General features: G+C 44.5%; 27 protein-coding genes. 15 read left to right on the plus strand and 12 right to left on the minus strand.

Annotated elements, in window-relative coordinates; genetic code table 11:
• Positions 1-55 precede the first annotated feature (55 nt).
• The 7 genes from Q0323_RS05430 to Q0323_RS05460 form a co-directional block, all read right to left on the minus strand.
• The gene (locus Q0323_RS05430; protein WP_298052290.1) at positions 56-613 is read right to left on the minus strand and encodes a hypothetical protein; all 558 of its coding nucleotides are present in this window, start codon (positions 611-613) and stop codon (positions 56-58) included.
• Positions 614-624: 11 nt separating this feature from the next.
• Entirely contained in the window at positions 625-993 is a 369-nt protein-coding gene (locus tag Q0323_RS05435; RefSeq protein ID WP_298052292.1) for a hypothetical protein, read from the minus strand.
• A 35-nt stretch (positions 994-1,028) separates the two neighbouring features.
• Positions 1,029-1,511, minus strand: a complete 483-nt coding sequence (locus Q0323_RS05440; protein ID WP_298052294.1) for a hypothetical protein — start codon at positions 1,509-1,511, stop codon at positions 1,029-1,031.
• Positions 1,512-1,688: 177 nt separating this feature from the next.
• Complete coding sequence (locus tag Q0323_RS05445) at positions 1,689-2,042, minus strand: hypothetical protein (RefSeq protein ID WP_298052295.1); 354 nt, start codon at positions 2,040-2,042, stop codon at positions 1,689-1,691.
• A gap of 46 nt (positions 2,043-2,088) precedes the next feature.
• Positions 2,089-2,616 carry a hypothetical protein gene (locus Q0323_RS05450; RefSeq protein ID WP_298052297.1) on the minus strand — a complete coding sequence of 176 codons (528 nt, stop codon included), beginning with the start codon at positions 2,614-2,616 and terminating at the stop codon, positions 2,089-2,091.
• A 13-nt stretch (positions 2,617-2,629) separates the two neighbouring features.
• A complete protein-coding gene (locus tag Q0323_RS05455; RefSeq protein ID WP_298052300.1) occupies positions 2,630-3,037 on the minus strand; it encodes a hypothetical protein in 408 nt (135 codons plus the stop codon).
• Between the two features lies 1 nt (position 3,038).
• A complete protein-coding gene (locus Q0323_RS05460; RefSeq protein ID WP_298052302.1) occupies positions 3,039-3,230 on the minus strand; it encodes a hypothetical protein in 192 nt (63 codons plus the stop codon).
• A 313-nt stretch (positions 3,231-3,543) separates the two neighbouring features.
• Between Q0323_RS05460 and Q0323_RS05465 the strand changes: the two genes are divergently transcribed.
• The 8 genes from Q0323_RS05465 (at position 3,544) to Q0323_RS05500 (ending at position 11,636) form a co-directional block, all read left to right on the plus strand.
• Entirely contained in the window at positions 3,544-3,732 is a 189-nt protein-coding gene (locus Q0323_RS05465; protein ID WP_298052306.1) for a hypothetical protein, read from the plus strand.
• 288 nt (positions 3,733-4,020) lie between these two features.
• Positions 4,021-4,866 carry a universal stress protein gene (locus Q0323_RS05470; RefSeq protein ID WP_298052309.1) on the plus strand — a complete coding sequence of 282 codons (846 nt, stop codon included), beginning with the start codon at positions 4,021-4,023 and terminating at the stop codon, positions 4,864-4,866.
• Positions 4,867-5,166: 300 nt separating this feature from the next.
• Complete coding sequence (locus tag Q0323_RS05475) at positions 5,167-5,724, plus strand: hypothetical protein (protein ID WP_298052312.1); 558 nt, start codon at positions 5,167-5,169, stop codon at positions 5,722-5,724.
• A 15-nt stretch (positions 5,725-5,739) separates the two neighbouring features.
• A complete protein-coding gene (locus Q0323_RS05480; RefSeq protein ID WP_298052518.1) occupies positions 5,740-7,668 on the plus strand; it encodes a TonB-dependent siderophore receptor in 1,929 nt (642 codons plus the stop codon).
• A 390-nt stretch (positions 7,669-8,058) separates the two neighbouring features.
• A complete protein-coding gene (locus Q0323_RS05485; protein WP_298052314.1) occupies positions 8,059-9,978 on the plus strand; it encodes an SbmA/BacA-like family transporter in 1,920 nt (639 codons plus the stop codon).
• A gap of 12 nt (positions 9,979-9,990) precedes the next feature.
• A complete protein-coding gene (locus Q0323_RS05490) occupies positions 9,991-10,239 on the plus strand; it encodes a hypothetical protein (RefSeq protein WP_298052316.1) in 249 nt (82 codons plus the stop codon).
• Between the two features lie 494 nt (positions 10,240-10,733).
• Positions 10,734-10,943 carry a hypothetical protein gene (locus Q0323_RS05495; RefSeq protein ID WP_298052318.1) on the plus strand — a complete coding sequence of 70 codons (210 nt, stop codon included), beginning with the start codon at positions 10,734-10,736 and terminating at the stop codon, positions 10,941-10,943.
• Between the two features lie 75 nt (positions 10,944-11,018).
• A complete protein-coding gene (locus tag Q0323_RS05500; RefSeq protein WP_298052321.1) occupies positions 11,019-11,636 on the plus strand; it encodes a chemotaxis protein in 618 nt (205 codons plus the stop codon).
• 12 nt (positions 11,637-11,648) lie between these two features.
• Here the strand turns inward: Q0323_RS05500 and prfA are convergent, their stop codons facing one another.
• Positions 11,649-12,716: a peptide chain release factor 1 gene (gene prfA, locus Q0323_RS05505; protein WP_298052324.1), complete on the minus strand. Its 1,068-nt coding sequence runs from the start codon at positions 12,714-12,716 to the stop codon at positions 11,649-11,651.
• 24 nt (positions 12,717-12,740) lie between these two features.
• Positions 12,741-13,013, minus strand: a complete 273-nt coding sequence (gene rpsT, locus Q0323_RS05510; protein ID WP_291938896.1) for a 30S ribosomal protein S20 — start codon at positions 13,011-13,013, stop codon at positions 12,741-12,743.
• A 152-nt stretch (positions 13,014-13,165) separates the two neighbouring features.
• Between rpsT and glmM the strand changes: the two genes are divergently transcribed.
• From glmM to nhaA, 5 genes are all read left to right on the plus strand, one after another.
• Positions 13,166-14,506, plus strand: coding sequence for a phosphoglucosamine mutase (gene glmM / locus Q0323_RS05515; RefSeq protein WP_298052327.1), 1,341 nt, complete (start codon positions 13,166-13,168; stop codon positions 14,504-14,506).
• A gap of 98 nt (positions 14,507-14,604) precedes the next feature.
• Entirely contained in the window at positions 14,605-15,066 is a 462-nt protein-coding gene (gene lspA, locus Q0323_RS05520; RefSeq protein WP_298052329.1) for a signal peptidase II, read from the plus strand.
• Positions 15,053-15,445, plus strand: a complete 393-nt coding sequence (locus tag Q0323_RS05525; RefSeq protein WP_298052331.1) for an SHOCT domain-containing protein — start codon at positions 15,053-15,055, stop codon at positions 15,443-15,445. The genes lspA and Q0323_RS05525 overlap by 14 nt, the downstream gene beginning before the upstream one ends.
• A 9-nt stretch (positions 15,446-15,454) precedes the next feature.
• On the plus strand, positions 15,455-15,895 hold the full coding sequence (locus Q0323_RS05530) for a CopD family protein (protein ID WP_298052333.1): 441 nt from the start codon (positions 15,455-15,457) through the stop codon (positions 15,893-15,895).
• Positions 15,896-15,959: 64 nt separating this feature from the next.
• Positions 15,960-17,123 (plus strand): Na+/H+ antiporter NhaA, encoded by a 1,164-nt coding sequence (gene nhaA, locus Q0323_RS05535; protein ID WP_298052336.1) that lies wholly within the window; start codon positions 15,960-15,962, stop codon positions 17,121-17,123.
• 133 nt (positions 17,124-17,256) lie between these two features.
• Here nhaA and Q0323_RS05540 read toward each other — a convergent pair whose 3' ends face one another.
• Genes Q0323_RS05540 through ruvC form a run of 3 tightly spaced genes read right to left on the minus strand, consistent with a single transcriptional unit; the run spans position 17,257 to position 19,080 of the window.
• Complete coding sequence (locus Q0323_RS05540; protein ID WP_298052339.1) at positions 17,257-17,784, minus strand: isochorismatase family cysteine hydrolase; 528 nt, start codon at positions 17,782-17,784, stop codon at positions 17,257-17,259.
• Complete coding sequence (locus Q0323_RS05545) at positions 17,784-18,590, minus strand: nitrilase-related carbon-nitrogen hydrolase (RefSeq protein WP_298052341.1); 807 nt, start codon at positions 18,588-18,590, stop codon at positions 17,784-17,786. The genes Q0323_RS05540 and Q0323_RS05545 overlap by 1 nt, the downstream gene beginning before the upstream one ends.
• A gap of 10 nt (positions 18,591-18,600) precedes the next feature.
• Positions 18,601-19,080: a crossover junction endodeoxyribonuclease RuvC gene (ruvC, locus tag Q0323_RS05550; protein WP_298052344.1), complete on the minus strand. Its 480-nt coding sequence runs from the start codon at positions 19,078-19,080 to the stop codon at positions 18,601-18,603.
• Between the two features lie 110 nt (positions 19,081-19,190).
• On the opposite strand from ruvC, the gene dnaA reads away from it, so the two are divergent.
• Positions 19,191-20,519 (plus strand): chromosomal replication initiator protein DnaA, encoded by a 1,329-nt coding sequence (dnaA, locus tag Q0323_RS05555; protein ID WP_298052346.1) that lies wholly within the window; start codon positions 19,191-19,193, stop codon positions 20,517-20,519.
• Between the two features lie 156 nt (positions 20,520-20,675).
• Positions 20,676-21,755 carry a DNA polymerase III subunit beta gene (dnaN, locus tag Q0323_RS05560; protein WP_298052349.1) on the plus strand — a complete coding sequence of 360 codons (1,080 nt, stop codon included), beginning with the start codon at positions 20,676-20,678 and terminating at the stop codon, positions 21,753-21,755.
• The last annotated feature ends 9 nt before the right edge of the window (positions 21,756-21,764 follow it).

Here is a 21,764-nt window from a genome sequence, read left to right on the forward strand (position 1 = left end):
CGCCCGCTTCTTTCTTGGATACCAAAGTTAGCTATAAAAGAAATGATTGAAATAGTTAATTGATAAAATATTCGCGTTTAGGAATAGCAAGATTACAATCTATTCGGCACTCGGTAAGAGTATGCGGATAAAATTTCTTCTCGCAGTTTATACAGGCGAAAACGATTTCGTCCGTCGCTTCATTCAACATAACTCTATAATCGCTAGGCGACCATTGCGGGCATTCGCACGCCAAGTCCAAATCCACGCTAACTACCAAGCTGTCAAATACAATCGAGTTTAATTCCTCGTAGACTAGTCTTAAGCTCTTTTGATCTTTCAATGCTCTAATTTTATTTATCAAGCGGTATTTGTCCGATTTGATGATCTTTACGCCAAAGAGATCCTTCGCTTTTCCGTCGCCGTAAATCGATAGCTCGGTAGGATAATCTTTAAAATTTAACTTTAAAAGTTCGTCCAAGCCGCAACCGTCGTATTCTTTCATAAGAAACAAAATTTTATTTTCCATAAACCATGCCGCCATGCAATAACATACTTGCTCGGGATCAAAAGAGCGTAAATTTAAAATTTTATTTTCCAGCGATACGCATAAATTTCTAATTTTGGGCTGCATTATTTCATCCTTTATTTATTCCTAAATATCAAATAGGCTAAATTTTTGCTCAAATTCCCATACGCAACCACCCAGTATTCCTTTATGATATTTTTAATTTGCAAGTTATCGTTCAGAAAGTCGGCAAATATTTTAATCCTATCCTTATCTACCGCGCCTAGCTCTTCATCCTCTTTCTCAAACGAAGCGACAATTAAATGCGACAGAGCAATCTTATCGTAGAAATTTAATGTCTTGTTTTCTAGTAGATTTAGCATAGACGTAATTTTGCCAATGTCTGCTAATTCTAGCTCCCAATCTTGCTCATCTCCCGCCGAATCTAACCCCAAAAGCTTATTTAATTTTATTGCGCTTTCTTTTCTTACGAAATAATCGGTCATTTTATTATCCTTTATAGATGTTTTTGCCGCGATACTTAGACGACCGCGCCATCTAGCAGTTTTCTAGAATTTTGCAAAGCCCATACGAAATTTTCGAGCTCTACGCAGTCTTTTAATACAAATCCAAAATTTAACAGACCTACCGATAGGGCGTCGCCATATTTTATGACATGCGCTATTAGATTGCCTTTATGTTCTATACTCACTTTATTTTCATATCTTGTAAATTTAAAGATATTTTTCGAGCATCTTCCGTTTCTTTTTGAAAATTTCTCAAATTGCTCCGTAAAATTCGGTCTTTGATTCCCATCTTTTAGCCATAATCCCCCGGCATATAGCGCCCATATAAGCTCGTAAAAATTGATATTATGCCGAGTCTCGGTAGCAGCGACTAAAAGCTTATTCGTTTCATGGTTGATCTCTATTAAAGCCTCTCTGCCCATATGCCAGATCTCGGCTACTACTTTTTCTCTATCCGGCACGGAGGCAATTAAAAATTCAAATTCATTTTCTATCATATTAAAATCCTATTTTTTGTTTTTGCTACCTAATTTAATTTGAATGCTCCATCGTTCGAGCCTAAATTATATTTATCCCATTCTTTTATGACTTCTCGAATCATGCTCTCTATGCGGAATTCCTGCCCTACTAAAATAAGCATCTATTTTCTCCATAATTCTATTAAATCATTATATCTAAATCAAATTTCTATCCATATCAAATATTTTAGGATAGTTTTTATGGTTTATTTCGATATAATCGCCCTTTTTAAATTTTACAGCTCGCGTCGATAAAACCTCTAAAACTACAAATTCAAATCCAAAAAATAGCTCATCCCATCCCTCTTCTCCTTCTTCGAGACCCGGATCGCAGCATCCTTCAAAATCATCATAAAATCTGACTTTATATATATTATTTTCATCAAACTCAATGATAAACTCTCTTTTGTTTAGTTCATATATATTTCTCGCCAAATTTTTCATAATATCGCGTTCGTTGTCCGAAAATCTTAACAAAAAATTCTCGTAAATTTCCTTTCCGCTTAGCATCGCACTCCTTTTTGCAATTTAGCAAAGATTTGTCCGCTTGAGCCTTTTAATCGGCTTCTTGGCTATTGTATTTCGCACTCTCGATCTTTGCAAGCGTTAATTTCGCTAAAGGATTGATAAGCTTAGCGATACAATATTTATTATCGCATGTAATCACGCTTTGGCGCTCATCTACTTTCATTGCGTTGGAGCAATTCGGGCACATTACATAGCCTTCGCCCAAATCAACGCCAATCGGAAAATTTAACCCTCTCTGTTCTTTCAAAAATCTAAAAAATTCCTCTTTTGAAATTTTGATATTAGAAAATAATCGAAAAATTTCTTCTGCCTTTTGCCTTATCTCGCCTTCTTTAAAAAATACGTTAGGAGCCTTTTTAAAATCTTCATCAAACTCAGAAAATCTACCCGTCATCATATCCAATTCTTTTAATGCCTGCTCTTCCGCTTTATTGGTTACGCAATATTGCGATTCCAAATCATACATCTTATAAAATTCATCGCAAAACAGCTCTATATCGCACCAATCGGATAGAAATCCAGCTACTAAATAATACAACCCTTCATTTTGCTGCATATTTCACCTCATTTTAAATTTTATCGCCATTTTTATTATTTACGCCTTTTAGAATTTCATGCAATAGCTCGTTTTCGGTTGCATTTTTCTCATCCAATATTGATACGCCCATAGTTGTTGGAGTAATCTTAAATAAAAATAGATTTACAAGCTCTGTTTTTTCATCGATTCCGTATGACAATGTAACGATATCCAATAAATCGTGCCGCTCTATAAAACCATCAAAGATATCTTCTAATCGCGACGCTTTCTCTGCGTAGAAGAATATCCACTTGACGCCTATAAGAAAATCCGTTGTGATATTACTAAAGATATCTATCTTATCCATAAAGTGCGATCCGATAAGCAAATATATATCCGAGCCGTTTTTGGACAAAGAGCCAAGCTCGTAAATAGAACCGATATTTTTATAATTTAGCATTTTATTCCTTGTCGCGCCGATTTTGCACCCTCTTTAGCCACTCTTTTTCAAATTTATAATATTTCTCAAGCTTTTTATTCTTTTCTATTTGATTCCGCTTTTCTATCTCGGCATAATCTTGCAGCTCGCCTCCGCACTTATGGCAAACACTCCTATCTTTAACGTCCGAGAAATTATAAAATTTACTTCTCATATTTTTAAAATTTTACCGTAATTTTCCTACAAAATTTTACTTAAATTTGGCTTCAGTCGTTTAAAATTTTATCTCTTTGAAATTTAAATTTCAACCATTGTCCGGCGTTTTAAATTTCTCTATTTTTAAAATGCACGCTGCAAACGCCGTTTTAAAATTTATGCAGATGCAAGCAGCGAGGAGTCGCTGCGATAAATTTAAAGTCAAATTTTATTTCTAGCCATCTTTTAATTCGTTTCTTATCTTTGGTGTATTAAATCCCGCTTCGTTTCATTCGTAAATTTGAAACGTATCTTAAAAGCAAGGAGAGCCGATGAGCGAAAGAAATTTACAAATTTTAGGTTGGGCGGGCACATGCCTGTCGGTCATCATGTACGTATCCTATGTGCCGAACATAATGGCAAATTTAGACGGCAACAAAGTCCCGTTTCTCCAGCCGCTCGCCACAGCAAATTTCCCGGGGATCATCTTTGAGCTACTAACCGCAATAACGGCGCTTTAAACCGCGCTTTTAGCGGCTTGATAAATTTTAAAACCGCCCGCGCCGCACCTTGTCTGCCGCGTCCGCAACGCTTTTTAGTCGCCTACTACGCTAACTACTCGATCGCTGTCAGCTGAGCCTGAGCTAGCTTACCACAAGCGCGCCCGCACCTCACAAATCCATTACGACGCGGCTTTAAATTTCACAAAACCGTCCGCGCCGCATTCAAATCTACGGAATTTAAATAACTTTTATACAAAATTTGATAAGCTTATTTCGGTTAAAATTTTATCTTTAAAAGGACGAAAAATGAAAAAGGTCATCACTTGCGTCGATCAAAATGCGCTTGCCCCGGCGGTTAGAGATTACGGAATTTACGTCGCTAAAACCTTGGGTGCCGAGCTCGTGTTTATTCACGTGGTTGAAATCCCGGAGCTTGGCGAGAATTTTTATGGGCTAGCCGCAGGCGGGATCGTCCTAGGAGAGAATGATATTCTTGCAAATAGCTACGGAAGTCCCACATTAGGCGGCGTGGATGCGGAGAAAGACCACGAAGAAGCCGAAGCGATGCTGGATGAATATATCTGCGCTGCGACTACTGCGGGCGTAAAGGCGAGTAAGATCATTAAAGATGGCGATTTTATCGACGTTATCGCCGAGTACAAGGACGAAGCTGAAATTTTTGTACTCGGTATCAAGGGCTCAAATAACGAGGACGTAGGCTTTAACGCAAGCGTGCTAATAAAGGAGCTTCACGTGCCGTCGCTGCTCGTGAATAAGGAATTTTCACCTATTAACTCCGTGCTCATTGCGTTTGACGGCACTGACGCGGCGAAACGCACGCTTGAGTTTATAAAGAGCTCAAAGCTTCTTGCGAGCGTACATAAGCATGTCTTGCACATCAATCTCGATGCCACAGAGGGCGAGCGGATGCTAAATCTGGCGCGCGAAATTTTAGGCACTCAAAACGCCACTTTCAAATGCATCCAAGCGGAAGTGCCCGCCGATGAGATCATCAAATATCGCCGCGCCAATAACCTCGATCTGATCGCTACCGGTGCCTTTACGAAGGGCTTTTTCAAAAAGCTCTTTTTAGGCAGCGTTTCCGAGGATATATTACACAATGCGCTTGTACCGGTGCTAGTGCTATCGTAATCGCAAGACCAAACACCGATAAACGCTAAATTCCGTCGCTTACGTTATTTTAAAGCGGCGGAATTTTAGAATTTTAAATTTTTCAATCCTTCGTTTTTCAAATTCATATACTTTTTATAAAATTTATATAAATTTTGCTTAATAATTCGTCAATAAATCTTATCAAATTCCGTTAAATTAGTAATTGCATATAAAATTTTATGATTTAGTTTATTAAAAATTTTATTATTATTTAAGAGGAATTGTAAGATAATCCCGCCAGTAAATTGATATAGATTATAAAATCTAAAAAGGATTTTTATGAAAAAGGGTAAAATTTTACTTTCTTTTGCGCTACTTTGCTCACCGTTTTGGCTTACTGCGGCGCAAAATAGCGGCACTTCTCAAAACTCGTCCGCCGCAAGCTCTACCTCTAAAATTTCGTCATCGCAAAGCTCGCGCGCAAGCGCTGTATCGCAGAGCTCTGCGCCGCCCGTTTCAAATTTAGCCCCTAATAATGCGGCGCCGAAAAACTCTGCGCAAAAGCCTGGAAGCCCTACTGCTGTAAATTCCGCGCCGCAGGGTAACGCCGTCGTAAGCCTCGCTACTAAAGGCGTTGCACAAAATTCCATGCCGCAAAGCGGTAGCGCAGAAAATTCTACGCCGCAGGGTTTGGACGACGATAATCTCGGTACCATAAACGTCACGGGCAAGGCCGATCTGTCCACTACCGAGGGCACGGGCTCTTATACGACGGGCAATATGAGCACCGCGACGGGGCTAAATTTAAGCATAAGAGAAACGCCGCAGTCTATAAGCGTCATCTCCAATCAGCTTTTAAAAGATCTGAGCCTGCACAACGCCGAAGAGGCTCTTTAAAAATACGCCACCGGCATTTCGCTAAATAACGACGCGGGCGGCAATCGCATCGTCTCGCGCGGCTTTTATGTCGATAATATCCAAGAAGACGGCATCGCAAGCTCGGTTTCCAGCTCCGTGTTCGGGCCGCTGGGCTCATCGAAGGAATTTACCGATTTGGAATTCTACGATCGCGTTGAGGTTCTGCGCGGCGTAGCGGGCCTTACGCAAAGCAACGGCGAACCTGGCGGCACGATAAATTTAATCCGAAAGCGCCCGAGCGATCAGTTCGGCTTTAACGCAAGTCTAAGCGGCGGTAGCTGGGATAATTATAGCGGTATGATCGACGTAACGGACGCGGTAAATCAAAGCGGCACGGCACGCGCGCGGTTGATCGGAATTTTAAGTAAAACGGGCTCGTTTAAGGACTATCCGCGCAACGGCTATCGCGAAGGCGTTGGCGTTTCGACGGAATTTGACGTGGCCGATAAGACGCTTCTTAGCGCAGGATTTTTGTGGCAAAAAACCGTCGGCGTCTATGATATTTACGGCGTACCCGTCTTGGATAATCATGGAAATTTACTAAATTTACCGCGCAGAAGCTACTTCGGCTCGGACTGGGATAAGAGCGAATATAAAAAATTTAACGTCTACAGCGAACTTTCGCACGAATTTAGCGATGATCTAAAAGCCTATGCGAGGCTTAATTATACCGATAGCGACAGCATGTTAAAATTCGGAGCGCTCGGCGGGGCAAATCCCTACAACGGCAGCTCGTCGCATACGGTGCGATATAGGATTTACGATAACGACTCCAAAGAGATTGGGTTTCAAACTGGACTAGACGGCAAATTCGAAGCATTTGGGCAGAAGCACGACTTTTTCTTAAACGGCTCGCTTAGCAACGAAAAGCTTAATTGGCGCGAGACTAGAACGAGAGATTCGTCTATGGCGTCACTGGGGATGAATATTTATAACTGGGACTGCTCAAGGATCGCTCAGCCCGATTGGAGTAGCGCCGCTACGTTTAAAGACAGAAGCTCCACTACCATAAAGCAGCGCGCGATCTCGCTCGGGACTAGATTAAATTTAACCGACGATTTTCACTTTTTGCTCGGCGGACGCTTTTCGAAGGTAACTTACAGCAGGTATTATTATAATATTTTGCGCGGTACGGCTTCGCATCAGACAAGCCCGAGCAAATCGGATTTCACGCCGTATGCGGGAGTGGTCTGGGATTTTGCGGATAATTTTTCGTGGTACGCAAGCTATGCCGAAATTTTTAAGCCGCAAGCCGCGCGCGATAAAGACGGTAAAATTTTAGATCCCGTCGTCGGCTATAATTTAGAAACCGGTGTGAAGGGAGAATTTTTTGACGGCGCGCTTAATACGAATGTCGCGCTATTTCAGATCATTCAGAAAAATAGGGCGATGAGCGATCCTCTTAATACGAACTACTCCATCGCCGAGGGCAAGGTGCGAAGCCGCGGCGTGGATGCCGAGGTGCAAGGCTCGCTTACTGAGAATTGGAAATTATTCGCAGGATATACTTTCAACCGCAGCGTCTATTTAAAGACGGAAAGAACCTCCGCAGCGGTCGATTATAGCAAGGGCGCAAACGCCAAACGCTACATTCCGAAGCATCTGTTTAAGCTCTATACGAACTATGAAATTCCGCTCGGCGAAAATCGTAAGATTACCCTGGGTGCGGGCGTGCGCTATCAGAGCAAAACCGCTTCGATATATCGCGAAAACGTTGCGTACTACGCCGCGCCGCAGAAAGCTTACACGCTGTGGGACGCAAATGTCGGCTATCATTTTGACAAGCACTTTAGCGTAAATTTTGCGGTCAAAAACATCACGGATAAGAAGTATTTTCAAAATACGCAAAATCGCGTCGCGGGGATGAATAATTACTACGGCGAGCCGCGGAATTTTATGTTGACGCTAAATTATACGTATTAGGTGCGGATGGAATTTTGCGCTTATGCGAACTCGGACTGACCGAACTCGCACGCGGCCTTGGATAAATTCCGCGCTTTATAAGAGCGCGGATAAAGCGAGCGTAGAGGCGCGAGGCCAAGCTTTGTCGCAAGTAGCACGTAGCGAGGCGGGTAAATTTAAACGAAGCCGCGGGATCAAAATTTAACTTGCGATTTGGTTGATTAGCGATTGATTAGCGCGGACGATCCGGGCGATCGCGGGCAGGGGCGATAAATTTAATTTCGCGAAATTCCAAGCGAATTAAACGCGCAGACTTGCGAGCATAAAATCCGCTCGCGAGGCTGCAGGATCAAATTTAATCCCGCGATCTCGCCGCAACTAGCGCTAAATTTTAAAATTTAAAGAGAAAATTTGAAAACGCTAAAGCAATTTTTTGAAATTCTACGTCCGCACTGGTTCGGCAAGGGCGCGGCGAAGCTGTGGGCGCTGCTGCTGCTCGCGCTTGGTTTTAGTCTCGCTATCATCAAAATCAGCGTACTGATGAACGCGTGGGATAAGCGCTTTTACGACGCGCTAAGCGAGCTTAAGGGCGAGCTGATCCCTGCGCTCGTGGGCGAGTTTTTGCTCTACACGGCGCTCATCGTGCTTTTCATCGTCTGTGGCAGCTGGCTTCGCAAACTGCTTGTAATCGTCTGGCGCGAGCGGCTAAGCGCGATGATGGAGCGCAAATGGCTACATAACGCCAACTTCTACCGCACGAGCCTTGGGAGGAATTTTAGCGCCAGGGGCGGATCAAATTTAGAAAAACCTGGCGACGTAAATTTAGATGAAAATTTAAACGAGCGCGCAGAGTGTTCCGCAGCCGAAGCGGACAGCGCGGCTTTATATAGAGACGTGAGCGGGCTTGAAATTTTACCGAGCACGGCGGAGCAAAATGCAGTAGGGCAAAGCGGCGCAAGCGAGAATGAAAATTTAAACGATCGTAGCGACGAGAATTTTAAAAATTCAAAAAACGCCGAGAATACTAAAGCATATTTGGAGCAGGATACGGATGGCTTAAACGAATACGTGGGCTCTGCGAGCGATCGCGCAGAGTATCTTGCAAGCGAGGCGAGCGGCACCGGTGTGAACGAAAATTTAAACCAGCAGCGTGAGGAAGATTTTAAAGAATATTGGGGACGAGATACGGGTAATTTAAACGAACGTGCGGCGTCCGTGAGGGCGCGGGCTGGGTGCCCCGCAACCGAAGCGGATGCCAAAGGTTCGCTTAAAGCTTCCGAAGACCGGGGAATTGCAAAGCTAGACAACCCCGATCAGCGTATCGCGGAGGACAGCTTGCTGCTCGTGCAAAAAAGCGTCGATCTCGTAAAATCGCTCGTCTATAATCTTGCCAAGCTCATCGCCTTCGTCGCAATCTTGTGGCAGGTCTCGAAGGTGCTGAAATTTGAAATTTTCGGCATGCGCTTTGAGATCGAAGGTTTTTTGCTCTACGTCGCGCTTATTTATACTCTCCTTTGCTCGCTGATTACGCATCTCATCGGGCGCAGGCTTAGGGGGCTAAATTTTGCTAAACAGCGCGCCGAAGCCGACTACCGCTCGGATCTGCTGCTAGTGCGCGAAAATGCAGAAGCCGTAGCGTTTATGCGCGGAGAGGATGCCGAGCGCGGCCGCTTTCGCGCGAGCTTCGGCGAGATCATGAGAAACTGGCGCAGCATCATGAATACGGAATTTCGCCTCGAGTGCTTTTCGGCAAGCTACCTAAAAATCACCAATTTGATCCCGATCTTTGACTGCTTGCCGCTGTATTTGTCGCGGGCGATGAGCTTTGGCGACATGATGCAGGCGCGCTCGGCGTTTTACAGCGTGCAGGACGGATTTGCGTGGTTTATGGACTATTATAAGCAGATCATGGAGTGGGCGGCGAGCGTGCAGAGGATCTATGAGTTCATCTCGCGCATGGACGGCGAGAGCGCAAATCTGCGTACTTGCGTTAAACAAAGCGACGAAAATTCCGCTTGCTGCGAGGGCTTGTCGGTCTTCACGCCTGCGGGCGAGCCGCTGATCGAGGATCTATGCTTCGAGCTTGCGCCTGTGCAGTTTATAATGCTACGAGGCAAGAGCGGTGCAGGCAAAAGTACGGCTCTGCGCTACGTCGCGGGTCTTTGGAGATACGGCCGCGGCGAGATCAGCCTGCCGCGCACATGGGTAATGTTTATCCCGCAAAAGCCCTATATAGCGCCGCTTAGCCTAAAAGAGCTCATTTCCTATCCGCAGTCGCCGCGCGCAGACGACGCGGAATTTTTAGAAATTTTACGCCGCGTAGGGCTTTAGAAATTTGCCCGCATGCTAAACTCGCGCGCCGATTACGTTAAAATTTTAAGCGGCGGGGAGGCGCAGCGGCTTAGTTTCGCACGTATTCATTACCACAAGCCGAGCTTCGTTTTTGCTGACGAGATCACGTCCGCGCTCGATCCCACTTCGGCGCGCGAGCTGCTACTTGGTCTGCGTGCGGATCTACCGAGCCTCGGCATGCTAGCGATCGTGCATCAAACGGGGCTTGAGGACATATTTGAGCGGACGATAGAGCTTTAAATTCGGCCCTTTAAATTTCACGCCGCAGGGATTTTGCCTTTAAATTCATATCTTTTTAAATCCAGATTTATTAAAATTACTCGTTTATATTAAACGGCGATAAAATTTAGCCGAGGCGCTCGGTGCCTATGCGCATGAGTAATTAGCGCTCGCTACATAGGCGCAGAGGCTCGCATCCGTGTATGCTCGGACCCATACACGCAGTCGGCAGCGGCAGGCACTACGGCGCGGCGAGCGGCTTGGAGGTCGGTAGACGGCGCGCGATCGCGGTTCTGCACGGAAATTTAAGCTGATAAAATTTAAACGCAAGATAGTCTGCTCAATGCGGGGCGTCTCGATAAAATTTTAAGCTACGCGGCGAGCGGTTTGGAAGTCGGTAGACAGCGCGCCAAATGAGAAGGCTGCGGCAGCGGCGCGATGCGCGGGCGTAGCGATAAATCGGTAGCGCGTCGGATGGCGCGTGACACATCGGCGGCGCAGACGGCACGCCGTAGTTGAGAAGCGTAGCGGCGATACGTACCTACTCGGCGCCGTATGACATGACCTTCGCTCGTGCAAATCATCATCGTAACGGCGCTACGATCGAAGCGAACAATGCTACCGCGGCGGCGGATCGACAGCACAAAGCGGCGCGGCGTGATTACGGCGACGACAGCATAAAATGCCGCAATATGGCAACCGCGATCGACGGGATGCGTATGTAGGTAAAGCGCAGTGCAAGTAGCGCAAACGCCGCGATACGATGATGGCGATCCGCGGAGCGTATAAGTGAAGTAGCGATGCGGGCGGCGCAACAACGCCACGGAGATACGATAGCGGCGATCAGCGAGGCGTACCGGTGCAGCAGCATAGCACTTGCAGGCGCTATGCCTGAGCCGCTAAATTTTAAAACTAAGCAAGGAGATTTTATGCTTAAAGCGGGGATTGTTTATAAATTTGCGCTCATCGTGCTGCTAGCTTGCGCGCTTTGCATTTTGGGCTTTTCGGGCGTTAATTTTGCGCGCGGCGAATATGACGAGGCCTGGATGAGCCTACATAAAATCGCAGGATTGGGCCTGCTTTGCGTCGCGATCTTGCATATAATCACGAGGCGAAAGAAGCTCGTAAAGCTCTGGGGCGAGTTTTTGGACGTGGTTTTGAGCCGCAAAAATCCCGGCTTTTGCAATATGGACCGCATCATAGGCGCGATCGAGTCCTACAATATCAGAGAGATCGCTGGTAAAATGGGCTTTGAGCCGGACGAGCTCGCTGCGATTTTGAAATCAAACGGCATCAAGCTTATAAGCGCAGATCAAGGCCTGCGCGAGCTTGCGAAGTTTAACGACGAAAAAATTTTCTTCATCTTGGTGCTTTTGATCGAGGCAAAATTCGGCAAAGCGGGTGGATGTAAGGTCTAAATTTTAAAAGGCTTAATAGCTGGCGTCTGCGATCGCTTCGGCTTGAGAGTGCGCGATGAGCGGATCGATGATCTCGTCGAACAAGCCTCCCGCCATGATCGCGTCGAGGCGGTAGAGAGTTAAATTTATGCGGTGGTCGCTGATGCGGTTTTGCGGATAGTTGTAGGTACGAATTCGCCCCGAGCGGTCGCCTGTGCCTACCTGATCCTTGCGATCTTTGCGCTCTTTTTCTAAGCGCTCCTGCTCTTGCATATCGTAAAGGCGCGCCTTCAGCACCTTCATCGCCGCCTCTTTGTTTTTGTGCTGGTCCTTGCCGTCTTGGTTGGTAACGACTAAACCGGTCGGGATGTGAGTGATGCGAACGGCGCTGTCGGTGGTATTTACGGACTGCCCGCCGTGGCCGGAGCTGCGCATAACGTCGATGCGAAGGTCGTTTGGGTTGATCTGTATCTCGCTATCCTCGATCTCGGGCATGACGGCGACTGTGATCGCGGAGGTATGCACCCTGCCCTGGCTCTCCGTTTCGGGGACGCGCTGCACGCGGTGAGTGCCGCCTTCAAATTTTAGTCGCGAATACGCTCCCGCGCCCTTTACGAGCAAGATAGCTTCTTTATAACCGCCGACACTACCTTCGCTGGTGCTTACGATCTCGCATTTATATCCGCGAAGATCGGCGTAGCGCAGATACGCGCCGAGCAGGTCGCCCGCAAACAGCGCCGCTTCATCGCCGCCTGTACCGGCGCGGATCTCTAAAAAGATATTTTTATCGTCGTTTGGGTCTTTTGGAAGCAGTAAAATTTTGATTTTTTCTTCGAGCTGCGGCTTTTGCGCCTCTAGGCTTTTAAGCTCCTCTTTGGCTAGCTCGCCGAGATCGGCATCGCTTAGCAGGGCTTTGTTTTCTTCGATCTGATTTAAAATTTTAAGATACTCGCTAGCCGCCTCTTTGATCGGCTCAATATTGCGCTGCTCCTTAGATAGCGCCGTCATATTAGCGATATCTGCAGTAACAGCGGGATCGCTAAGCATGCGAGAAAGCTCGTCGTAGCGATCCAAAAAAGGCTTTAGTTTATCGGCTAGCATTTAAATTTTATGCGTAAGTAGCGCTTACGCGGCAGTTTTTAAAGAATTTACGAGTTTGGCTAGGCGGCTTACTTTTCTGCTCGCGGTCTGTTTTTTCAAAAAGCCCCTGCTTACGAAGCTGTGAAAGCTTTCATTAGCCGTTTTTAGAGCCTGAGTCGCTGCGTCTAGATCCTTGCTCTCGACCGCCTCTCTTACGGCTTTTGTGATATTTTTTACTCTGGTGCGATAAAATCTATTTCGCTCCGTTCTTTTTATGGTTTGTCTCGCGCGTTTTTCGGCGGATTTGTGATTTGCCATAACGTTCCTTTTCGGTTAAATTTGAACCTGCGATTATACGTAAAAAATATTTAATCGACGCTTAATTTAAGTAAAATTTAAATATAGTTTAAATTTATATAGATTAAACTTTTTTTGGTAGAATTTCACGATTTTTATATAAGGATTTGATAATGAAACTTTTCGGAACGGACGGCATACGAGGCAAAGCGGGAGAATTTCTAACCGCCGAGCTTGCAATGCGCGTAGCGATGGCAGCGGGGATTTATTTTAGGAAAAATTACGTTACGAATATGATTTTAGTCGGCAAAGATACCCGCAGAAGCGGCTATATGATAGAAACAGCAATCGTAGCAGGCCTTACCTCGGTGGGCTACAACGTCCGCCAGATCGGACCGATGCCTACTCCTGCGATTGCCTTTCTTACGGAGGATATGCGCTGCGACGCGGGCATCATGATAAGCGCAAGCCACAATCCATACTACGACAACGGCATTAAATTTTTTAACAGCGAAGGCTTTAAACTCGACGAAAAAGAGGAAGCGCAGATCGAAAAAATTTATTTTAACGACGAGCTCATCGCCGAAGCGCGCACCAAAATGATGCAGATAGGCGCCGCAAAGCGCGTAGACGATGTCATCGGCAGATACATCGTGCATATTAAAAATTCCTTCCCGAAGCAAAAGACGCTGCACGGGCTTCGCGTCGTGCTTGATTGCGCAAACGGAGCAAGCTACAGGGTCGCACCTACGGTATTTAACGAGCTGGGAGCCGAAACAATCGTCATCGGCGACGAGCCTAACGGAAAAAATATTAACGACGCCTGCGGTGCGCTAAGCCCACAAGGTCTGGCCGGGGAGGTAAGGCGCCTACGCGCCGACGTGGGCTTTGCCTTTGACGGGGATGCCGACAGACTCGTAGTCGTGGATGAAAACGGCGAGATCATCCACGGCGACGCGCTGCTTGGAATTTTAGCGGTCTATTTGAAAGAAAAAAAGCGTCTCGCGGGCGATCAGATGATCGCGACGGTGATGAGCAACTCCGCGCTGGAGGATTTTTTAGCCAAACACGGCATTGCGCTTCATCGCTGCAATGTCGGCGATAAATTCGTACTTGAGATGATGCGCGAGCTGGGCGCAAATTTCGGCGGCGAGCAGAGCGGACACGTGATCTTCGGCGATTACGCCAAAACGGGCGACGGCATCGCAAGCGCGCTGCAATTCGCCGCTTGCATGCTGGATACGCACAAAAGAGCTAGCGAACTCTCATCAATGCTCAAGCCGTATCCTCAAATTTTAAGAAATTTAAAGATCGCGGATAAAAAGCCGCTTGAAAAATTAAAAGGGCTAAAGGAGCTTGAAACAAGCCTCAAAGCGGACAAGATCCGCTCGCTCTTTCGCTACTCCGGCACCGAAAACGTTATCCGCCTCTTGCTCGAGGGCAAAAACGAAAAACTGCTGCAAAAGCGAATGGATGAGGTCGAGAAATTTTTTACCAAAGCCCTAAATGAATAGCGATTTGATAAAATTTTACGGCGCGACAAGCTATCGGCTGTACACGAAAAGCGCGGACAAAAAATGCAGGCTTTACATATTTAAATTTAGGCTGTGAGATGGCTAAGACCTGTATTAAATTTATCCTGCTTTTTGCAGTGATCTTTGCGATCGATCAAGCGATAAAACTTCTGTTTTTAAACGGCTTTTCATGGCAGGGAGAGTTTTTTTCACTAGAGCTTACGCTTAATCGCGGCGTTGCGTTTTCGATGTTTGCCTTTTTGGGCGAAAATTTAAAATTTATCCAGATCGCGCTGATCTCGGCGCTTGCGGCGTATGTATTTTGTCATAAAAAGCTTTTTTGCGAGCACTGGGCGCCGTTTGCGCTGATGCTCGCGGGAGGCTGCTCAAATTTACTCGATCGCTTCATTCGCGGCGGCGTGGTCGATTACGTCGCATGGCATAAGTGGTTTGAGTTCGCGGTGTTTAATTTCGCCGACGTGATGATAGATCTGGCCGTCGTGATTTTTATCTTCCAAAGCTACAAGATCGCGAAAAAGGAGAAAAATGAAGAGAAATAATTATATCGCTTACGCGCTTTGGTTTTTAGGTGCGTTTTCATGGATCGCAGCTATGCCGATCGGCGGCGGACTGCATAGAATTTATTGCGGCAAATTTATCAGCGGATTTGCTCAAATCGCGCTATTTTGGCTGGGAAGTTTTACGCTATGGTTTTTAGTGGGCTTTTTGTTTTGGGCGATTTGGGGAATTTGGATTTTGCTAGACATATTTTTCGTAGGAATTTGGGTTGAAGATTTAAATGCTTTTGCAAGCAAGACGGAGGAAGACGACTACGAGGGGCGTCTAAAAAAAGTCGATGCGCTCTTTGAGCTGTATCAAAAAGGCGCGATTTCCAAAGAGGAATTCGAAGCACGAAAAGAAATTTTAATGAGAGATTAAGGAGAAAAAATGAGTTACTATTGGTTTAAATTTGTCCATTTTGCGGGTTTTATTTCATGGATGGCGATGCTGTTTTATATGCCGCGCCTGTATGTTTATCACGCTGAAAATTTAGACAAGCCGGATTTCGTAAAGGTCGTTAAAAAGATGGAGCGAATGCTGTATCATGCGATCGGCTGGATAGCGATGGCAGTGACGGTTTTTAGCGGGGTAATGCTGATCGTTTTAAATCCCGGGCTTATGAAAATGGGGTATTTTCATCTAAAGTTGTTAGCCGGGGTTTTGCTAATCTGTTATCATTTGTGGCTGTATTATTATATGTATAAATTTGAAAAAAACGAGTGTCACAGGAGCGGAAAATACTTCCGTGCGATCAACGAAGGCCCTACGATCATAATGTTTATAATACTTTATGCAATGCTAATAATGCCGAATTTACCGAGCAACTAGCCCGTTTTGATAAAAATTTAATTAAAATTTGCATAAAATTAGAGCAAAATTTTAAAGGAAGCATGTGCAACATATCATTAAGAAAATTTTATCAAGCGAAAGTAGCGCGGGAATTATACTGCTTTTATCCGCAGTTCTTGCGATCATCGCTCAAAACGTAAGCTTTTTATCAAAATACTATGAGGCGTTTTTACATCTAAGTTTTACCATAGGCGTCGGCCCCGCAAAGCTCGATGAATCGATGCATTTTTTAGTAAATGACGTGCTCATGGCGATATTTTTCTTTGCCATCGGACTTGAGCTCAAGCGCGAAAAGATCGAAGGGCAGCTGCGCCATTTTTCTCAAATTTTACTTCCTAGCTTCGCGGCTTTGGGCGGAGTAATGATGCCCGCGATTATATTTTCGATCATCAACTGGGGCGATGCCGTCGCGATGAAGGGCTGGGCGATCCCAACGGCGACAGATATAGCCTTTGCTGTAGGCGTTATGGCACTTTTGGGCAAAAAAATTCCTGCTAGCCTTAAAATTTTTGTCCTAACGCTTGCGATAATGGACGATCTGTGTGCAATTTTAATCATCGCTTTGTTTTATTCCTCTACCATAAACGCAATCTATCTAGGCGGCGCAGCTGCCTGTGTCGCAATAATGTTAGCGATGAGCAGACTTGGCGTTGATAAAAAGCTTCCGTTTATCATCGTGGCCGTGGTGCTGTGGGTGATGGTACTAAACTCCGGTATCCACGCGACTATCGCGGGAGTGCTTGCGGGTTTTTGTATCCCGCTTAAGACCCGCTCGGGTTCTATGCTAAAGGATATGGAGCACGGACTAGCCTACCCCGTAAATTTCTTCATCTTGCCGATCTTTGCCTTTACAAACGCAGGCGTTTCGCTAGCAGGCATCAGTCCTAGCTTCCTTTTCGGTCCGGTGCCGATGGGTATCATGCTAGGGCTATTTTTCGGTAAACAGATCGGAATTTTTGCCTTTAGCTGGATTTTAATCAAAGCCAAAATCGCCTACATGCCGGAAAATGCAGGCTGGCCGCAGCTTTACGCAGTAGCAATTATCTGTGGTATCGGCTTTACGATGGCGCTTTTCGTCGATGGCCTCGCATACGGCGGCAGCGATATGTATCATTACACAGACAAGCTCGCGGTATTTTTAGGCTCGATAATTTCCGGAGTAGTGGGATTTTTCGTCGCAAAAGCAGTCTCAGTAAAACAAAGCTAAATTCCATAAAAAGATTAAAATTTTAAAATTTTACGAGCAACACAAAATTCCAAAATTTTAAGAGCAGCTCTAAAATTTTGGAATTTATACGCTACAAAATTTAGCTTAAAATTCTGTCTGATCCAAGCGCAGCTTAAATCACCAAAATCCCCGCATTCTGCATTAAGCTTAGCGCGCATTCGTCGTAGTAGCCGCGCTCATGGTTCGGCGCATCGTAGGTAGCTACTGCACCTCGCGGAACGATGACGTCCTTATCGGCGCCAGTTTCGTTGAGATAGGTGCGCAGGCTAAGCGCAAACTGCATCACGCAGATGTCGGTGCAACAGCCCGTAATCACAAAGCGATCGAAGCCGTCCAGAATTTTCTTATCCAAATTATGAAAGCCGTTCGTGCTGCGCTTGAAAGTGACGTTTTGCTCGCTTACGTAAGGCGTGAGCTCCTCGATCACCTCCGCTTCGGGCGAGCCAACTAGGCAGTGAACCGGATAGCGCTTCATCTCCAAATCCCGCTCGGCGTGAGCGTCGCAAATAAAATGCACATTTTTCGCCGCCTCAATCTGCCTAATCACCGCAGGAGCGATCTTCGCTATGCTAGGATCGGCCATCGCGCCGAATTTTACGAAGCCATTTAGCATATCGATCACAAATACCAAAGTTTTCATCAAAACTCCTTATAAATTTCAGGTTTCATATCTTTTAAAAGATCCATTTTAGCGCGAAATTTTAAAATTTCATCTAAATCCGCCCGAGCAATCTTCACGGCTTCTTTTTTGCCTAGGCGCGCGACGATCTCGCCGTAGGGATTTATCAGCATGGAATTTCCGCCGAAACTCTCGCCCTGCCCCGTATCGCCGCAGCCGTTTACCGCGCAGATAAAAATTTGATTTTCGATCGCGCGGGCCTTAGCGAGCGTGATAAAATGCTCTATACGGCTCTGTGCAAACTGCGCGATCACAAAAACCACCTGCGCGCCGCGAAGCGCCAAGGCGCGAAAAATTTCACAAAAGCGCAGATCGTAGCAGATCGCGACGCCGATTTTGACCGCGCGATTTTGAAATTTTATCTCGCAAATTCCTAACCTATCGCCGCCACTTACGATCTCATTTTCGCGAGCGAGCGAGAAGGCGTGGATCTTGTCGTAGCGTAAAATTTCGGCTCCGTTTTGATAAACGAAAGCGGAATTATAAATTTTATCTCGCTCGGAGCTTATCGATCCGCCTATTAAAATAGCGCAGCTTTTTCGCGAAATTTCGTTTAAAAATTTTTTTGTATGAGTAGCGTTCGTATCAGCTAGCTCTTTAAATTTAGCCGTATTGAAGCCCGTATTAAAGGCTTCCGGCAGCACCGCTACGTCCGCGCCGCGTTTTAACGCGCGATCGATCAGCCCGCGCGCGCGAATAAAATTTTGCTCACAATCTGCAAAATTTTGAGCCATTTTCACGTCCATTTGCAAAATAGCGATTTTCATATAAACCCTCCTATTTAGGCGCTAAGCGCATAACATTTGCATGCGTAAGCGCGATAGCTATAGCATCCGTAATATCAAGCGGCTTAATCTCCTTATTAATCCCCAAGATCCGCTTCACCATGAAAGCAACTTGCTCTTTCGCAGCCTTTGCCTTTCCTGTGACAGATTTTTTTACCTGAAGCGGCGTATATTCGGCAAAATTTCCAAAAATTTGTAAAATTTTAAGAGCCAGTGCGCCGCGAAATTGAGCGAGCTTTAAAACAGACTGCGGATTATAGGCATAAAACATCGATTCTATCGCGACCTCATCGATCTTATGAGTGCTAAAAATTTGATCGATCGCCTCGCTCATCTGCGTCATTTGAAATTGCACGTTTTCGGCCTTCATTTTCACAAGTCCCGCCTCAATAAGAGCGATTTTATTCACATCTTTTTCCAAAATCGCATAGCCTAAATTTCTAGTTCCCGGATCGATTCCTAAAATTTTCATATCCACCTTTCACACTTATTCACAGTTTAATCACCGGTGAATAAACTTAAATTTACCACAAATTTAGCGAAATTTAGCTAAAATCTTAATCTAACTTGTAAGGGAATTTTATGGCGAAGTCGCAAGCACAAGAAATTTTATCGAATTTAGAGAAGGAAATTTTACCTACCGAATACTCTAGATATATTAAAAATTTGAAATTTAACGATAAAAACTCGACACCAGGGTTTTTCATCTACAACGCAACTAACGAATTTATAGCCAAATATGCCCAGACAAAATACGGCACTAAAATAAAAGAGCTTATCAAAAAACAGTTTGGGCTCAACGACGTGATCGTCAAAATCACCTCAAAGGCTAAAATTTCGCCGAAAGAAAAGGTAAAAATCATCTCGGAAAAGCCAAAGAGCACGATTCTAAGCGAAAATTATAATTTTGAAAATTTTATCATCGGCGATTCAAATAAATTTGCTTTTGAGTGCTCGATTACAGTCGCAAAAGAACCCGGAATTCGCTTTAATCCACTCTTTATCTACGGGCCTAGCGGGCTTGGAAAAACTCACCTGCTTCAATCGATCGGAAATTACTGCATCAAAAAGGGGAAGACCGTCATTTGCGTCACCAGCGAGCAGTTTGCTAATGATTTTGTTTTTAATCTCAAAAACAACTCAATCGATAAATTTAAACAAAAATACCGCAATTGTGACGTTTTGCTCATCGACGATATTCAGTTTTTAATAGGACGCGACAAAGCTCAAGAGGAGCTTTTTTATACATTCAACGAGCTAAAAGACAAAAACTGCCAAATCGTGCTAACCAACGACCTGCCGCCAAAATTTCTAAAAGGCTTTGAAAGTCGTCTTACAACACGATTTGAAAGCGGCATAATAGCAAACATTACCCCGCCGGATCTCGAAACTAAAATCGCCATTATCAATAAAAAGAGCGAGGAAAATCGCGTTAGAATTCCACACGATGTCGTAGAATATATCGCTACAAATATGGGTGACAATATCCGCGAAATCGAAGGCGCAATAAATAAACTAAATGCATATTCCTCGATACTTCGCACAAAGATCACGCTGGAATTTACCAAAAGTACACTGCAAGATCAAATTCACCAAAAATATTCAAGCGTGAGCCTTGAACACGTCATAGAGGTGATTTCAAAAGAACTGAACGTAAAACCTAGCGAGCTAAAGAGCAAAACGCGAGCTAAAAACGTCGTCGAAGCGCGCCAAATTTGCATATATCTAACAAAACAGTTAACTCAAAACTCAATGCCTAAAATCGCCGCATTTTTTAATCTAAAAGATCACAGCGCCATCAGCAAAAATATCAAAAAAATCAACGAACTCATTCAAACCGACGAGATGTTAAAAATAAAGATCGAAGAACTAAAAAACAAAATAACCAAAAAGGATAAGAATGAAATTTAAACTTTATGAAAATAAAGCAAAAAAGGTGAATGAAAGTGAATAAAACAAAGCTACTTACTCACTGGATAAACTACCTAAAGACAAGCTTTAGGATAAGTTTTTCACAAAAACCACTTGCCAACTACTACAACGATAAAAATTTAAAAGGATAAAAATATGAAAGTGTTAATCACTAAAAAACTTCTAGAAGAGATAGTTTCAAATACTAGCTCCTATCTTGATAAAAAAGATCTAAGTTCGATAACTTCGCATCTTTTAATGAGTGCAAAAGATGGAATTTTTAGTATAAAAGCTACCGATCATGAAATTGGCCTAAGCTATAATATACAAAATATCTCAATAGAAACAGATGGAGAAGCTACAGCAAATGGAGGTAAGCTCCTTAGCGTCATTAAAGGCCTAAGCGACGATAGCGTTACTTTAGAAACCGTTAACGGAGCACTATTTGTAAAGCAAAAAAAATCCAAGTACAAGCTTCCGATGTTTGAAACGAGGGATTTTCCGAGCTTTCCTACAATAGATGGTAAAAACAGCTTTGACGTAAATGCTGGAATTTTAGGCAGAAGCCTTAAAAAGATCTATCCGTCGATCGATACGAACAATCCAAAATATGAGCTAAACGGAGCCTTAATCGACGTAAAAGAGGGCTTTTTAAATTTAGTCGGAACCGATACGAAGCGACTTAGCGTTTATAAGCTGATCACTCAATCAAAAGCGGGCGAGCTAGATACTAAAATTTTGATTCCTAAAAAGGCGATAGGCGAAATTCAAAAGTTATTTTCGGATAAAATTAAAATTTACTACGACGAAAACGTGCTACTAGCAGTGAGCGAGAATTTTGAGTTTTTTACAAAGCTTATTAACGGCAAATTTCCAAACTACGAGCGCGTTATTACAAGCGATACGGCGTATAAAATTTTAATTCCGCGCGATAAGATGGTAAGTGGAGTGCGAGCGATAAACGCAATGTGTGAGGAGATGAAGGTTACCATTAAAAAGGACGGAATGATTTTTGAGAGCATCAACGAGGATAATTCCGAAGCAAAGACCGAAATTGAAGCGGTGATCGAGATAAACGGCGAGATAGTTTTTGGCGTGAAAAACCGCTTTCTGCTTGATTTTTTAAGTAATATTGAGAGTGAAATTTTTGAGCTTGATTTTAACAGCTCCGATACGGCGTTCGTACTTAGCGCGGACAGCCTAAAAACGGTTGTCATGCCGATAAATAATATTTAAAGGAAAATT

Source organism: uncultured Campylobacter sp. (genome assembly GCF_938030145.1).
Taxonomy (GTDB): Bacteria; Campylobacterota; Campylobacteria; order Campylobacterales; family Campylobacteraceae; genus Campylobacter_B.

Coding starts and splice junctions, on each gene's coding strand:
- Q0323_RS05470 (WP_298052309.1), top strand. CDS start 4,021: ATGAAAAAGGTCATCACTTGCGTCGATCAAAATGCGCTTGCCCCGGCG.
- prfA (WP_298052324.1), bottom strand. CDS start 12,716: ATGCTAGCCGATAAACTAAAGCCTTTTTTGGATCGCTACGACGAGCTT.
- glmM (WP_298052327.1), top strand. CDS start 13,166: ATGAAACTTTTCGGAACGGACGGCATACGAGGCAAAGCGGGAGAATTT.
- Q0323_RS05460 (WP_298052302.1), bottom strand. CDS start 3,230: ATGAGAAGTAAATTTTATAATTTCTCGGACGTTAAAGATAGGAGTGTT.
- Q0323_RS05435 (WP_298052292.1), bottom strand. CDS start 993: ATGACCGATTATTTCGTAAGAAAAGAAAGCGCAATAAAATTAAATAAG.
- Q0323_RS05500 (WP_298052321.1), top strand. CDS start 11,019: ATGCGGGCGGCGCAACAACGCCACGGAGATACGATAGCGGCGATCAGC.
- Q0323_RS05445 (WP_298052295.1), bottom strand. CDS start 2,042: ATGCTAAGCGGAAAGGAAATTTACGAGAATTTTTTGTTAAGATTTTCG.
- Q0323_RS05455 (WP_298052300.1), bottom strand. CDS start 3,037: ATGCTAAATTATAAAAATATCGGTTCTATTTACGAGCTTGGCTCTTTG.
- Q0323_RS05545 (WP_298052341.1), bottom strand. CDS start 18,590: ATGAAAATCGCTATTTTGCAAATGGACGTGAAAATGGCTCAAAATTTT.
- Q0323_RS05530 (WP_298052333.1), top strand. CDS start 15,455: ATGAGTTACTATTGGTTTAAATTTGTCCATTTTGCGGGTTTTATTTCA.
- Q0323_RS05450 (WP_298052297.1), bottom strand. CDS start 2,616: ATGCAGCAAAATGAAGGGTTGTATTATTTAGTAGCTGGATTTCTATCC.
- Q0323_RS05475 (WP_298052312.1), top strand. CDS start 5,167: ATGAAAAAGGGTAAAATTTTACTTTCTTTTGCGCTACTTTGCTCACCG.
- Q0323_RS05490 (WP_298052316.1), top strand. CDS start 9,991: ATGCTAAACTCGCGCGCCGATTACGTTAAAATTTTAAGCGGCGGGGAG.
- rpsT (WP_291938896.1), bottom strand. CDS start 13,013: ATGGCAAATCACAAATCCGCCGAAAAACGCGCGAGACAAACCATAAAA.
- dnaA (WP_298052346.1), top strand. CDS start 19,191: ATGGCGAAGTCGCAAGCACAAGAAATTTTATCGAATTTAGAGAAGGAA.
- Q0323_RS05430 (WP_298052290.1), bottom strand. CDS start 613: ATGCAGCCCAAAATTAGAAATTTATGCGTATCGCTGGAAAATAAAATT.
- Q0323_RS05540 (WP_298052339.1), bottom strand. CDS start 17,784: ATGAAAACTTTGGTATTTGTGATCGATATGCTAAATGGCTTCGTAAAA.
- Q0323_RS05440 (WP_298052294.1), bottom strand. CDS start 1,511: ATGATAGAAAATGAATTTGAATTTTTAATTGCCTCCGTGCCGGATAGA.
- dnaN (WP_298052349.1), top strand. CDS start 20,676: ATGAAAGTGTTAATCACTAAAAAACTTCTAGAAGAGATAGTTTCAAAT.
- lspA (WP_298052329.1), top strand. CDS start 14,605: ATGGCTAAGACCTGTATTAAATTTATCCTGCTTTTTGCAGTGATCTTT.
- Q0323_RS05465 (WP_298052306.1), top strand. CDS start 3,544: ATGAGCGAAAGAAATTTACAAATTTTAGGTTGGGCGGGCACATGCCTG.
- Q0323_RS05525 (WP_298052331.1), top strand. CDS start 15,053: ATGAAGAGAAATAATTATATCGCTTACGCGCTTTGGTTTTTAGGTGCG.
- ruvC (WP_298052344.1), bottom strand. CDS start 19,080: ATGAAAATTTTAGGAATCGATCCGGGAACTAGAAATTTAGGCTATGCG.